General features: G+C 65.0%; 12 protein-coding genes. 2 read left to right on the forward strand and 10 right to left on the reverse strand.

Annotated features, from left to right (window positions below; genetic code table 11):
- The first annotated feature begins 431 nt into the window (after positions 1–431).
- Positions 432–3,602 carry a ribonuclease E gene (rne, locus tag AC2CQI_RS12360; RefSeq protein ID WP_484580319.1) on the forward strand — a complete coding sequence of 1,057 codons (3,171 nt, stop codon included), beginning with the start codon at positions 432–434 and terminating at the stop codon, positions 3,600–3,602.
- Positions 3,603–3,789: 187 nt separating this feature from the next.
- Here the strand turns inward: rne and murB are convergent, their stop codons facing one another.
- The 8 genes from murB to AC2CQI_RS12400 form a co-directional block, all read right to left on the reverse strand.
- Positions 3,790–4,809, reverse strand: a complete 1,020-nt coding sequence (gene murB / locus AC2CQI_RS12365) for a UDP-N-acetylmuramate dehydrogenase (RefSeq protein ID WP_484580320.1) — start codon at positions 4,807–4,809, stop codon at positions 3,790–3,792.
- Positions 4,806–5,270 (reverse strand): low molecular weight protein-tyrosine-phosphatase, encoded by a 465-nt coding sequence (locus tag AC2CQI_RS12370; protein ID WP_075803881.1) that lies wholly within the window; start codon positions 5,268–5,270, stop codon positions 4,806–4,808. The genes murB and AC2CQI_RS12370 overlap by 4 nt, the downstream gene beginning before the upstream one ends.
- A complete protein-coding gene (gene kdsB, locus AC2CQI_RS12375) occupies positions 5,270–6,034 on the reverse strand; it encodes a 3-deoxy-manno-octulosonate cytidylyltransferase (protein WP_075803880.1) in 765 nt (254 codons plus the stop codon). Before kdsB ends, AC2CQI_RS12370 begins: the two co-directional genes overlap by 1 nt.
- Entirely contained in the window at positions 6,031–6,216 is a 186-nt protein-coding gene (locus tag AC2CQI_RS12380; protein ID WP_045187141.1) for a Trm112 family protein, read from the reverse strand. Before AC2CQI_RS12380 ends, kdsB begins: the two co-directional genes overlap by 4 nt.
- A 37-nt stretch (positions 6,217–6,253) precedes the next feature.
- A complete protein-coding gene (gene lpxK, locus AC2CQI_RS12385) occupies positions 6,254–7,264 on the reverse strand; it encodes a tetraacyldisaccharide 4'-kinase (RefSeq protein ID WP_484580321.1) in 1,011 nt (336 codons plus the stop codon).
- On the reverse strand, positions 7,264–7,695 hold the full coding sequence (locus AC2CQI_RS12390) for an ExbD/TolR family protein (RefSeq protein ID WP_009406888.1): 432 nt from the start codon (positions 7,693–7,695) through the stop codon (positions 7,264–7,266). Before AC2CQI_RS12390 ends, lpxK begins: the two co-directional genes overlap by 1 nt.
- The gene (locus tag AC2CQI_RS12395) at positions 7,692–8,327 is read right to left on the reverse strand and encodes a MotA/TolQ/ExbB proton channel family protein (RefSeq protein ID WP_178392004.1); all 636 of its coding nucleotides are present in this window, start codon (positions 8,325–8,327) and stop codon (positions 7,692–7,694) included. Before AC2CQI_RS12395 ends, AC2CQI_RS12390 begins: the two co-directional genes overlap by 4 nt.
- 63 nt (positions 8,328–8,390) lie before the next feature.
- On the reverse strand, positions 8,391–10,598 hold the full coding sequence (locus AC2CQI_RS12400) for a DNA internalization-related competence protein ComEC/Rec2 (RefSeq protein ID WP_484580322.1): 2,208 nt from the start codon (positions 10,596–10,598) through the stop codon (positions 8,391–8,393).
- Positions 10,599–10,741: 143 nt separating this feature from the next.
- On the opposite strand from AC2CQI_RS12400, the gene AC2CQI_RS12405 reads away from it, so the two are divergent.
- The gene (locus AC2CQI_RS12405) at positions 10,742–11,281 is read left to right on the forward strand and encodes a DUF2062 domain-containing protein (protein ID WP_075803876.1); all 540 of its coding nucleotides are present in this window, start codon (positions 10,742–10,744) and stop codon (positions 11,279–11,281) included.
- On the opposite strand, the gene AC2CQI_RS12410 is transcribed toward AC2CQI_RS12405, so the two are convergent.
- On the reverse strand, positions 11,249–12,028 hold the full coding sequence (locus tag AC2CQI_RS12410; RefSeq protein WP_484580323.1) for an ABC transporter permease: 780 nt from the start codon (positions 12,026–12,028) through the stop codon (positions 11,249–11,251). The genes AC2CQI_RS12405 and AC2CQI_RS12410 overlap by 33 nt on opposite strands.
- A complete protein-coding gene (locus AC2CQI_RS12415) occupies positions 12,025–12,957 on the reverse strand; it encodes an ABC transporter ATP-binding protein (RefSeq protein WP_484580324.1) in 933 nt (310 codons plus the stop codon). The genes AC2CQI_RS12410 and AC2CQI_RS12415 overlap by 4 nt, the downstream gene beginning before the upstream one ends.
- Between the last annotated feature and the right edge of the window lie 131 nt (positions 12,958–13,088).

The following is a 13,088-nucleotide window of genomic DNA, read 5'->3' on the forward strand; positions in this document are numbered from 1 at the left end:
TGGCGGATGCTTCGGAAATACCTGCCTTAGCCATAAACTGCGCGGGCTCCCGTACGGAGCCGGCGATAAATGCAACCCGTTGCGGATTCAGCGCGCGGCAGCACCCGATTATCAGGGATACGTGTAGGGTGGAGATGCACAACCGTCGGACCGTGTAGTACCGCGTCCAGGCTGCAACGCCGGACCTGGTCTCGAAACAGGATGCCTCCGGGCGTCCACGGACGAAGGCTGATTCCTCCTCCTGACTGACGTGCATATGACACAACAGCAAGCAGGACGCGTCGTCGCGGCTTCGGCAGCACTGGTCAACAGTCAACCGCAAGTCGCTGGACACGGGATGGCCCGCCACCCCTGACGCACCCTGACACCGACCGTGAGAAGTCGTGTGTGCCGAACGCCGTTTCCGGCAGCCCGGAAACCGACGGTATTACATGAAAAGAATGCTGATTAACGCGACTCAACCCGAAGAGTTGCGTGTTGCTCTGGTAGATGGCCAGCGCCTCTACGACCTGGACATCGAGTCCGGTGCACGCGAGCAGAAGAAGGCCAACATCTACAAGGGCCGGATCACCCGCATCGAACCCAGCCTCGAAGCCGCTTTCGTCGACTTCGGCTCCGAACGCCATGGCTTCCTGCCACTCAAGGAAATCTCCCGCGAATACTTCAAGAAGAACCCGGAAGGTCGGGTCAACATCAAGGAAGTACTGAGCGAAGGCCAGGAAGTCATCGTCCAGGTCGAGAAAGAAGAGCGTGGCAACAAGGGCGCCGCCCTGACCACCTTCATCAGCCTCGCCGGCCGTTACCTGGTGCTGATGCCGAACAACCCGCGTGCCGGCGGCATCTCCCGTCGCATCGAAGGCGAAGAACGCAATGAACTGCGCGAAGCCCTGAACGGCCTGGTCGCCCCGGCCGACATGGGCCTGATCGTGCGCACTGCCGGCCTCGGCCGCAGCAGCGAAGAAATGCAGTGGGACCTCGACTACCTGCTGCAACTCTGGACCGCGATCAAGGAAGCCTCCCAGGACCGCGCCGCACCTTTCCTGATCTACCAGGAAAGCAACGTCATCATCCGCGCCATCCGCGACTACCTGCGCCAGGACATCGGCGAAGTGCTGATCGACAGCATCGACGCCCAGGAAGAAGCCCTGACCTTCATCCGCCAGGTGATGCCGCAGTACGCCAGCAAGATCAAGCTGTACGAAGACAGCGTCCCGCTGTTCAACCGCTTCCAGATCGAGAGCCAGATCGAAACCGCCTTCCAGCGCGTGGTCGACCTGCCGTCCGGCGGCTCGATCGTGATCGACCCGACCGAAGCCCTGGTCTCCATCGACATCAACTCGGCGCGCGCCACCAAGGGTAGCGACATCGAGGAAACCGCCCTGCAGACCAACCTGGAGGCGGCCGAGGAAATCGCCCGCCAACTGCGTCTGCGCGATATCGGCGGCCTGATCGTCATCGACTTCATCGACATGACTCCGGCCAAGAACCAGCGCGCCGTGGAAGAAAAAGTCCGCGAATGCCTGGAAGCCGACCGCGCCCGCGTCCAGGTCGGCCGCATCTCGCGCTTCGGCCTGCTGGAAATGTCCCGTCAGCGCCTGCGTCCGTCCCTGGGTGAAAGCAGCGGCATCGTCTGCCCGCGCTGCAGCGGCACCGGCATCATCCGTGACGTCGAGTCCCTGTCCCTGGCGATCCTGCGCCTGATCGAAGAAGAAGCCCTGAAGGACCGCACCGCCGAGGTCCGCGCCCAGGTGCCGATCCCGGTCGCTGCATTCCTGCTCAACGAGAAGCGCAACTCGATCACCAAGATCGAACTGCGTACCCGCGCACGCATCATCATCCTGCCGAACGATCACCTCGAGACGCCGCACTTCGAAGTCCAGCGCCTGCGCGATGACAACCCGGAAGCCCTGAGCGCCCAGTCCAGCTACGAGATCGCTGCTGCCGAAGTCGAGGAAGCGCCGCAAGCCGCCGCGACCCGCACCCTGGTTCGCCAGGAAGCCGCCGTGAAGACCGCCCCGGCCCGTGGCAACGCCCCGGTGGCCGCCGAGCAACCTGAAGCCGCCGCGCCTGTCGCACCTGTGCACAGCGCACCGGAACCAAGCCTGTTCAAGGGCCTGGTCAAGTCGCTGGTCAGCCTGTTCGCCGGCAGCAAGGAAGAGCCTGCCGCTCCGGCTGCAGCCGCCGAGAAGCCAGCCGCTGCCGAGCGTCCGCAGCGCAACGAAGAGCGCCGCAACGGTCGCCAGCAGAGCCGCAACCGCAACGGCCGTCGCGATGAAGATCGCAAGCCGCGCGAAGAGCGTGCCGAGCGTGCACCGCGTGAAGAGCGCCAGCCGCGTGAAGAACGCGCCCCACGTGAAGAGCGTCAGCCTCGCGAAGAGCGCGCACCACGTGAAGAGCGTCAACAACGTGCTCCGCGTGAAGAGCGTCGCCCTCGCGAGGACCGCCCGGTCCGCGAACTGCGCGAGCCACTGGATGCCGCTCCGGCTGCACCGGTCGTGCGTGAAGAGCGTCCTGAGCGTGCCCCGCGTGAAGAACGCGCGCCTCGCGAAGAACGCGCACCGCGTGAAGAGCGTCAACCACGTGAAGAGCGTGCACCGCGTGAAGAGCGTCAGCCTCGCGAAGAGCGTGCTCCACGTGAAGAACGTGCCCCTCGTGAAGAGCGCCAGCCGCGCCCACCGCGCGAAGAGCGCCAGCCACGCCCTGCCGAGCAGGCTGCCGAAGCTGCCGAGGAGCAACTGCCGAACGAAGAACTGCTGCAGGATGACAACCAGGAAGGCGCCGAAGGCGAACGTCCACGTCGTCGCTCCCGTGGCCAGCGTCGTCGCAGCAACCGTCGTGAGCGTCAGCGTGATGCCAATGGCGAGCTGATCGAAGGTAGCGAAGAGGGCGGTGAAGAAGGCCAGGAAGCTAGCGGTGCCGAACTGGCTGCCGGCCTGGCCGTCACTGCTGCTGTCGCCACTAGCGCCATCAGCGCCAACGCCGAAGCCGAGGCCCACGCCCAGGCCGAACGCGCTACCGCCACCGTCGAGGAAAGCGCGCCACAGGTCGAACCTGCGCCTGTGCAATCCCAGGCTGCCGAGATCGCCGAAGTCGCCGAAGCCGTGAAACCGGCCGAGGAAGTGGCTGAAGTAAGCATCGCGCCAGCGGTCGAGCAACCGGCTGCTGCTGTCGAAGCGGTCGAGCCGAGCGTCGAGCCGGTGGTCGAAGTCGTTCCACAGCCTGTCGAGCAACCTGTCGAAGCGCCTGCCGCCGTGGTCGAAGCCGCGCCTGAGCCGGTGATTGTCGAAGAGCAGCCGCAAGCCCAGGAGCCGGTGGTCGAGGTTCAGCCAGTGGTTGAAGCGCCAGCGCCAGTCGTTGTCGAAGAAGCCCCGGCAGTGGTCGTCGAAGCGCCAGCCGCCGAGCCTGCTCCGGCTGAAGCACCTGCCGCGGTGCCATCGAACGGCCGTGCGCCGAACGATCCGCGTGAAGTCCGCCGTCGCAAGCGTGAAGCCGAAGCAGCCGCTGCTGCCGCGGCCGCCGCAGCGGCCGAGGCTGAAGCGCAGGTCACCGAGGAAGCACCGAACGCCCTGGAAACCACCGAAGAGCAGAAACCGCACTTCTGATTTCCAAAGGCTGAAAAAAAGCCCCGCCAGTGAAGACTGGCGGGGCTTTTTATTACCTGGTCCGAAAGAACAACGGAGGACCCTGTGGGAGCTGGCTTGCCAGCGATTGCCATGGTGAATTCACTACCGCAATCGCTGCGGTTCGGCGCCCCGACAAGCCAGCTCCCACAGGTTCTGCGCAGGCCTTTTAATACAGATTCGGCTCCATCTCGAGCTCGACACCGAACCGCTCGAGAATGTCGCCCTGGATCTTCTGTGCCAGCTCATGCAACTGCTCGCCAGTCGCCTGGCCATAGTTCACCAGCACCAGCGCCTGCATCTTGTGCACCCCGGCATCGCCATCGCGATAGCCCTTCCAGCCCGCCTGCTCGATCAGCCAGCCCGCCGCCAGCTTCACCTGGCCGTCAGCCTGCGGATAAGCCACGACACCCGGGTGCCCGTCACGGATACCCTGGGCCAGCTCGGCACTGACCACCGGGTTCTTGAAGAAGCTCCCGGCATTGCCCAGCACCGCCGGATCCGGCAGCTTCTCCGCACGAATGCTGCAGATCGCTGCACTGACGTCACTGGCCGTCGCCTGCTCTATGCCCCGCTCCGCCAGGCGCTGACGCACCGGGCCATAGTCCAGATGCAGCGGCGCTACCCGACTAAGGGCGAAACGCACCCGCAGAATGATCCAGCGCCCCGGATTACGCTTGAAGTAGCTGTCGCGGTAGGCGAAATCACACTCTTCCAGGCTGAAGTCGCGCAGGTCACCGGTCTGGCGATCCAGCGCGGTCAGGCCGGCGAAGACATCCTTGATCTCCACACCATAGGCGCCAATATTCTGCATCGGCGCCGCTCCGACAGTGCCGGGAATCAGACTGAGGTTTTCCAGACCGACCAGGCCCTGGGCCAGGGTCCACTGCACGAACGGATGCCAGGTCTCCCCCGCCTCCGCCTCGACCACCACCCGCTCGCCATCATCCGAAAGCACGCGGATGCCGCGGCTGTTCATGCGCAGGACCAGCGCGGTGACGTCACGGGTCAGCAACAGGTTGCTACCACCGCCAATCACCAGGACCGGCAGGTCCTCGGTGGCAGCGTAGGCCAGCAGCTGACGCACCTCGTCGTCATTGCGCGCCTGGGCAAAATGGCGCGCCTCGGCATCGATACCGAAGCTGTTGTAAGGCTTGAGGGAAACCTGCGATTCAACCTTGGCGCTCATAGCCGCCCCTTCAATTCGATGACCAGGCCGCGACAGGCCGCCTCGATCAGGTCGAGCACATGCTCGAAGCCCTGCTCGCCGCCATAGTAAGGATCCGGGACTTCGTCCAGCGCCCCTTCGTAGCGGCGCAGGAACAGGTCCAGCTCGGCACTGGCATGACCCGGACGCATCGCCTGCAGGTTGGCCAGGTTGCTCTTGTCCATGGCCAGGATCAGGTCGTAGCGATTGAAGTCCTCGACGCCGACCTGCTGCGCCCGTTGCGCCGACAGGTCATAGCCGCGCAACTGCGCGGCACGCCGGGTACGGCTGTCCGGGGGATTGCCGACATGCCAGTCGCCAGTGCCGGCTGACGCCACCTCAATCACTTCGGCCAGACCGGCTTCGGTCAACTGATGGCGCAGCACGCCCTCGGCAGTCGGCGAGCGGCAGATATTGCCCAGGCACACGAAGAGGACGCGCATCAGACCTCCAGCAAGCGCCGTACGCGCTCGAGGTCTTCCGCGGTGTCGACACCCACTGGCGGCGCTTCCAGGGCGTCGGCGACGTGAATGCGCACGCCATGCCAGAGGGCACGCAACTGCTCCAGGGCCTCGGTCTTCTCCAGCCAGCATGGGCCCCAGCCGACGAAGTCCTGAAGGAAGCCGGCACGGTAGGCGTACATGCCGATATGGCGGCGATATGGCACGCCTTCCGGCAGTTGCTCGCGCGTCTGCGCCAGCGCATCGCGGGCCCAGGGCAGCGGCGCACGGCTGAAGGTCAGGGCCAGGCCATTGAGGTCGGCAACTACCTTGACCACATTGGGATTGAACAGCGCCTCGACCGACTCCAGCGGCTCGCCGAGGGTGGCGATACCGGCTTCCGGATGGGCAGCCAGGTTGGCGGCCACCTGGTCGATGATCGACGGCGGAATCAGCGGCTCATCGCCCTGCACATTGACCACGATGGCATCGGCAGGCAGGCCGAGCGCCGCGGCCACTTCAGCCAGGCGGTCAGTGCCGGATTCATGGTCGGCACGGGTCAGCAGGACCTCGGCGCCAAATGCCTTGCAGGCCTCGACGATGCTCGCGTCATCGGTGGCGATGACCACGCGATTGGCGCTGCTCTTGCGTGCCTGCTCCCAGACATGCTGGATCATCGGCTTGCCGGCGATCAGCAGCAGCGGCTTGTTCGGCAGCCGCGTCGAGCGCAGGCGTGCCGGAATCACTACGGTGAACGCCAGGCTCATTTGTCCAGGCGCTCATCGTCGCTCAGGGTCCGGGCTTCGCTTTCCAGCATCACCGGGATGCCGTCGCGAATCGGGTAGGCCAGGCCGGCGCCCTTGCTGATCAGCTCGGTCTTGTCGGCGCTGAGCTTGAGCGGGCCCTTGGTGATCGGGCAAGCGAGGATATCGAGCAGTTTGGTGTCCATGGTTGTTCCTCAGGCCGGTGGCCGAAAACGAAAAGAATCAGGGCTGCCGGACCTTCGGCAGCAGGCGTATCAGCTGCGCGTCGAGCCAGCCCACGAAGGCCGGCGACGGCTGCGCGTCCACGGCAAGATACCACCAGTCATCCGCCGCGAAACTGCGGCATTTGACAGCATCCTTCTCGGTCATCACCAGCGGCAAAGACGGCGTGAAGGCCAGGGCTTCGGCGCTGAAGGCGGCATGATCGGCGAAGGGATGCTCGACCGGCTTCCAGTCCAGTCCGCGCAGGGTATTGAAGAAGCGCTGCGGGTTGCCGATCCCGGCCACCGCGTGCAGGGCCTGCCCGGCAGGGAAATGCGTCAGCGGGCGACGCTCGCCGCTGCGCAGATTGACCAGCGCAGTGGGCTGGAGGGTAAAGGCAAAACCGTCATCGCGATCGGCCGTGGCGCCGTTGTAGAGCAATGCATCCACCTCGGCCAGACGCTCGACCGGCTCACGCAGCGGTCCGGCCGGCAGGCAACGGCGATTGCCAAGGCCGCGGGCGGCGTCGATCAGTACCAGTTCCAGATCCCGGGCCAGGCGGTAATGCTGCATGCCGTCGTCGCATAGGATCAGGTCCAGCGGCTCGGCCTCGAGCAGCGCGCGGACGGCCTGGGAACGGTCCGGATCGATCATCAGCGGCACGCCGCTGCGCTGCACGATCAGCAAGGGTTCATCACCCGCGTGTTCAGCCGGCTGCTCGGCCCGCACCCGCCACGGCAACTGCGGCGGCCTGGCCCCGTAGCCACGGCTGACCACGCCCACCTTGAGCCCGCGCTGGCGGCAATGCTCGATCAGAAAGAGGATCAGCGGCGTCTTGCCGGTGCCGCCGACGGTGATGTTGCCCACCACCAGCACCGGCACCGGCGCGCGATAGATCATGCCCTCGCCCGCCAGGAAGCGCTGGCGCTTGCCGCGCACCACCTTGCGGTACAGGGCTTCGAGGGGCGACAGCAGGGCGAGCAGCGGATGGCCCTTGTACCAGGCCTGCAGCAGACGGTCGGAGAAGGCCATCAGGGCGTCCCCGGCGCCGCCTCGACCGTGGTCATGCGCAGATGGCTGAAGCCGAGCTTGCCGGCCGCGTCCATCGCTGTGACCACCGCCTGGTGCGGGGTCTTGCCGTCGGCGCTGATCGCCAGCGGCAGCTTGGTGTCACCGCCGGACTCCTTCTGCAGGGCCTCGGTCAGGGTCGCCAGGTCGCTCTTGGGCAGCAGGTGGTTGTTCACCGAATACACACCCTCGGCGCTGATGGTGATTTCCACCAGCTTCTGCTCGGACTCGGGCATCGGCGCGCCGCTGGACGCTTCCGGCAGCTCGACGCGCAACTGGGTCTCGCGGGTGAAGGTGGTGGTGACCACGAAGAACAGCAACAGGATGAACACCACGTCGATCAACGACGCCAGGTTGATATCCACGTTCTCGCGTTGCTTGCGCCGGAATTTCACGCCTTGCCCTCGGCCAGATCGACGTCACGGTCGCCCTGCAGTACTTCGACCAGCTTGATCGCCTCCTGCTCCATGCCCACCACCAGTTCATCGATGCGGCGCTGCAGGAAACGGTGGAAGAATACCGCCGGGATACCCACCATCAGGCCGGCCGCCGTGGTGATCAGTGCCTTGGAGATACCACCGGCAAGCACGGCGGCGTTGGCGGTCATGCCCGAGCCCATGAACGAGCTGAAGATGTCGATCATCCCCAGCACGGTGCCGAGCAGGCCCAGCAGCGGCGCCATCGCAGCGATGGTGCCGAGGGCGTTGATATAGCGCTCCAGCTCATGGATGACCCGGGCCGCGGCTTCCTCGATGCACTCCTTCATGATCTCGCGACCATGACGGGAGTTGGCCAGGCCGGCCGCGAGGATCTCGCCCAGGGGCGAATCGGCGCGCAGTTCCTTGAGTTTATCGGTAGTCAGCTGCTTGTCCTTGATCCAGCGCCAGACCTGGCCAAGCAGGTGCGGCGGGGTCACGCGGGCAGCACGCAGGGTCCACAGGCGTTCGGCGACGATAGCCATGGCAGCGATGGAACTCAGAATGATCGGCAGCATCATCCAACCACCGGACTTGACCAATTCCCACACAGTAAGGACCCCCTCGGAAAAAGTCCTGCACTCTACCATAGGGGCCGTGACTGCCGAAGGTTGTCATGTCGGTTCGCGCCAGAATCTGCGCTGCTCGCGCAGGCCACGGGGGACGCTGGAACTGCCGAGGCGCAGATGCACGGCGCCGAGCAGCGCACTGTCGTAGGTGGCGATCTGCCTTGCGGCGTAACGGGCCATGACGAGGGGCGACGGATGACCGAAGCCGTTGTGGCGGCCACGGGAGATGAACACGCCACGCGGGCGCAGGACATCGAGGAAGCGCGCACTGGAGGAGGTGCGACTGCCGTGGTGCGGCGCCTGCAGCCAATCCACGGGCCCGGCCTGGGGGCCTTGCAGCCAGGCGTCCTCGGCGAAGCGGTCGATATCACCGGCCAGCAGCAGGGTTTCGCCGGAGGCTTCCACCTTCAATACGCAGGAATGCTGGTTGCTGTCATCTGCATCCGCCCACTGCCACAGGGAAAAGCGCACATCGTCCCACTCCCATGCCTCGCCGCTCGCGCAAGGATCCTCCGCCTCGCCCGGCTCGCCAGCGATCACCCGGCGCACTCGCAGGCCGCGCTGTACCGCCAGCGCACCTCCGGCGTGGTCGGCATGGGCGTGGCTGATCAGCATCAGGTCCAGTTGGCCAACGCCAAGCTTGAGCAGGCTCGGCAGCACGACGCGCTCGCCAAGGTCCACCTCCCCGCGCACCGGACCGGCGTCGTAGAGCAGCGCATGCCCTCGGGTTCGCAACAAGAAGGCCTGCCCCTGGCCGACATCCAGTTGCCAGACATCCACCTGCCCCGGCGGAAGCGCCTCGCGCGGGGTGAATCCGGCCAGCAACAACAAGGGCCAGCCCAGCACGCGCATCGGCAGGCCGGCGGGCAACAGCAGCAGAACGGCACCGATACAGACCAGCAGCCAGCTCCACAGCGGCAATGCCGGAGGAATCCAGGCCGGACGCCAGGCGGCCATCCCGCCGAGCAGATCGAACAGCCAGCCAAGCAGACCGCCCGCCAGCCACAGCAAGCCTTCGCCCACGACTGGCAGCGGCAACAGCACCGTTCCCGCCAGGGCCAGCGGCAATACCAGGATGCTCAACCAGGGCACCGCGAACAGGTTGGCCAAGGGCGCGCCAAGACTGACCGGCAAACCCAGCACCAGCAGTACCGGGAGCAAGCCGATGGCGATAAACCATTGCACCCGACCCCAGGCCAGCCAGATCGGCCAGGCCCCCAGTCGACCGCTGAGCACCATCACCAATACCGCCACCGCGGCGAACGACAGCCAGAATCCCGGCAGCAAGGCGGCCAGCGGCTCGAACAGCAGCACGCCATTGGCCGCAATCAGCACTGGCCAGGCAATGCCCAGGTGGCGAAAGCGCAAACGCCAGAGCAGCACCACCGCCAGCATGACGCAGGCGCGCTGTACCGGGACCTGGAACCCGGCCAGCAAGCCATAGCCGAGGGCGCCGGCAAAGGCCAGGCCGCATGCCCAGGGTAGCCAGGGCTGGCGCCGCGGCCACCAGCCGAGACGAAACAGCATGACCACCAGGCCATAGACGAGCCCGGCGAGCAGGCCGATATGCTGGCCGGAAATCACCAGCAGGTGCACGGTCCCGGTGGCTTGCAGCACATTCCAGTCCTCCCGTGCCAGCCCGGCCCCGTCACCCAGGACCAGGGCGGCGAGCGCGGCCTCGCGACCCTGCGCATCAGTCGCCAGCAAACGCTGGCGGATGCCGTCGCGCCAGGCACCGCTGGCCGGCACCAGAAGCTCGCCGTCCTTGACCGAACCCAGGGCACCGATGCCGCGGGCCAGTAAAGCGGCTTCGCTATCCAGGGCATGGGGATTGAGCAGCCCCTGCGCACGCTTCAGGTTGACCGCCAGGCGCCAGTGCTCACCGCTGTTGACCGGCGGGCCGTCCTGCCACGTCAGCCGCACCCGCTGCGGCAGTTCGGCACGGCGCGACCGGGGATCCTGCAACTCGAAACGGACCCGCCCTCCATTCTGCTCCGGCAAACCCACCACCCGTCCCTCGATCCACAAGGTACGGCCATCCAGTTCACGCGCCAGACGATCATCCAGCGCACTCTGCGCCGACAGGCTGGCCCAGCACAGCCCGAAAAGGAAAAAAGCCAACGGGAAAACACGCCGCCACAGGCACAGAAACCCCAGCACCGCGAAGATCACCAGCGCACCGACAGACGGCAACACGGGCAGAAAGACCGGACACAGAAGCCCGGACAAGAGCGCCAACATCCTTGTGCGCATGAGCCCAACCCCGAAGAAACACAACGACCCAGCAGGCTTAGTCCATGCCGGGGAAGGGCTCACTTATTAATTGTCACAAAGTCTGAATGGGCACAGTTTGTAATACGTGCATACTTGCCCCCTTTCGACCGCCGAGACCCCACATGCCGCGTCGACTTTTCAAACGCTACATGCCCGATCCGACGAGCATCCGGGAACACAAGTCCTTACGATTTCTCGGTCGGTTGCTGCATGACGCCAACCTCTGGCACCTGAATCGCCATTCCGTGGCCCGGGCCATGGGCGTGGGGATCTTCGCCGCGTTCATCCCGATGCCGTTGCAGATGCTCCTGGCCGCCAGCCTGGCGGTGCTGGTGCGCGGCAACATGCCGATCGCCGTCAGCCTGGTCTGGCTGACCAACCCCATCACCATGCCACCGGTGTTCTATTGCACCTACCAGATGGGCGCGTGGCTGATGGGCATCCCGCCGCGCACCCTGCCCGAGGAAATCACCTTCGACTGGATCACCGAGCAGCTGTCGACCCTGTGGCAGCCGTTCCTGCTGGGTTCGGTAGTGTGTGGCGTGCTGCTCGGCGCCCTCGCCTACTGCCTGACCATGCTCTATTGGCGCTGGTGGGTGGGCAGGCAGTGGCGCCGGCGCAAGGCCAAATCAGCTGCGCATTCCGCGCCCGCTGATCAGTAGGCGCACGCAGCCGAAATACAGCACGGCGGTCGCTACCAGCATGAAGGTGATGGCCACGCCGATCCTGATATCGGACACGCCGAGGATGCCGTAGCGGAACGAGTTGACCATGTGCAGCACAGGGTTGGCCAACGACACGGTCTGCCAGAACGGCGGCAGCAGGTTGATCGAGTAGAACACCCCGCCCAGGTAGGTCAGCGGCGTCAGGACGAAGGTCGGGATGATCGAGATATCGTCGAAGTTGCGCGCGAACACCGCGTTGATGAAGCCCAGCAGGGAGAAGATGGTGGCGGTCAGCAGCACCACCAGCACGGTAATCCCCAGGTGGTGCACCTGCAGATGGGTGAAGAACAGCGACAGCAAGGTCACGATCACGCCCACCGCCAGGCCGCGCAGTACACCGCCCAGGGTGTAGCCGATGAGGATGATGTGCGGCGACACCGGCGAGACCATCAGTTCCTCGATCGAGCGCTGGAACTTGCTGCCGAAGAAGCTCGAGACCACGTTGCCGTAGGAGTTGGTGATCACCGACATCATGATCAGCCCCGGCACGATGTACTCCATGTAGCTGAAGCCACCCATGTCGCCGATCTGCCGGCCGATCAGGTTACCGAAGATGACGAAGTACAGGACCATGGTGATCGCCGGGGGCAGCAGGGTCTGCGGCCAGATCCGCGTGAAACGGCGTACTTCGCGATAGACGATGGTGTTGAGGGCGACCAGGTTGGCGCGCAGTTCCGAGCTCATATCGCCACCTTGGACAGATTCTTTTCAACCAGGGACACGAACAGCTCCTCGAGACGGTTGGTCTTGTTGCGCAGGCTGGTCACCTCGATGTTCTGCAGGGCCAACTGGCCGAACAGCGCGGTGATGCCCACATCCTTGTCCACCTGGACTTCCAGGGTATGCGCATCGATCAGGCGGCACGGATAACCAGCCAGCTGTGGTGCCTGGGCCAGGTCACGCCTGAGGTCGAGAACGAAGGTCTCGACATGCAGCTTGCCCAGCAACTGGCGCATGCTGGTGTTCTCGACGATGGTGCCGTGGTCGATGATGCCGATATTGCGGCACAGCTGCTCGGCCTCCTCGAGGTAGTGCGTCGTGAGGATGATGGTGATGCCCTTCTGGTTCAGCTCGGTGAGGAAGCTCCACATCGACCGGCGCAGCTCGATATCCACGCCGGCGGTGGGCTCGTCGAGGATCAGCAGGCGCGGTTCGTGGATCAGCGCACGGGCGATCATCAGACGGCGCTTCATGCCGCCGGACAGCGAGCGGGACGGCACGTCGCGCTTGTCCCACAGGCCCAACTGGGTCAGGTACTGCTCGGCGCGCTCCTTGGCGAGCTTCGCCGGGATGCCGTAGTAACCCGCCTGGGTCACGACGATATCGAAGGTCTTTTCGAACTGGTTGAAGTTGAACTCCTGCGGCACCACGCCAATGCTGCGCTTGAGCGCGGCGGGCTGGCGATCGAGGTCATGGCCGAAGACGCTGACGCTGCCGCTGGTCTTGTTCACCAGGGTCGAAAGGATGCCGATGGTGGTGGATTTGCCGGCGCCGTTGGGGCCGAGCAAAGCGAAGAAGTCACCTTCGGCGACATCCAGGTCGATGCCCTTGAGGGCCTGGAAACCGTTGCCGTAGGTCTTGGTTAGCTGCCGGATGGACAGGGCTGAACTCATAGCGGGTCTGCGTACCGTTGGAATTGTTCGGAAAATCAGGCGGTGCCGGACGTACCGGTCACGAGTAATGTGGCCATGGTGCTGGCCTTGGCCACACAAGTACAGTCAACACTATCGATATTAACTATCGA

The sequence above is a fragment of the Pseudomonas sp. P2S-1 genome, assembly GCF_057197725.1.

Coding starts and splice junctions, on each gene's coding strand:
- rne (WP_484580319.1), top strand. CDS start 432: ATGAAAAGAATGCTGATTAACGCGACTCAACCCGAAGAGTTGCGTGTT.
- murB (WP_484580320.1), bottom strand. CDS start 4,809: ATGAGCGCCAAGGTTGAATCGCAGGTTTCCCTCAAGCCTTACAACAGC.
- AC2CQI_RS12370 (WP_075803881.1), bottom strand. CDS start 5,270: ATGCGCGTCCTCTTCGTGTGCCTGGGCAATATCTGCCGCTCGCCGACT.
- kdsB (WP_075803880.1), bottom strand. CDS start 6,034: ATGAGCCTGGCGTTCACCGTAGTGATTCCGGCACGCCTGCGCTCGACG.
- AC2CQI_RS12380 (WP_045187141.1), bottom strand. CDS start 6,216: ATGGACACCAAACTGCTCGATATCCTCGCTTGCCCGATCACCAAGGGC.
- lpxK (WP_484580321.1), bottom strand. CDS start 7,264: ATGGCCTTCTCCGACCGTCTGCTGCAGGCCTGGTACAAGGGCCATCCG.
- AC2CQI_RS12400 (WP_484580322.1), bottom strand. CDS start 10,598: ATGCGCACAAGGATGTTGGCGCTCTTGTCCGGGCTTCTGTGTCCGGTC.
- AC2CQI_RS12405 (WP_075803876.1), top strand. CDS start 10,742: ATGCCGCGTCGACTTTTCAAACGCTACATGCCCGATCCGACGAGCATC.
- AC2CQI_RS12410 (WP_484580323.1), bottom strand. CDS start 12,028: ATGAGCTCGGAACTGCGCGCCAACCTGGTCGCCCTCAACACCATCGTC.
- AC2CQI_RS12415 (WP_484580324.1), bottom strand. CDS start 12,957: ATGAGTTCAGCCCTGTCCATCCGGCAGCTAACCAAGACCTACGGCAAC.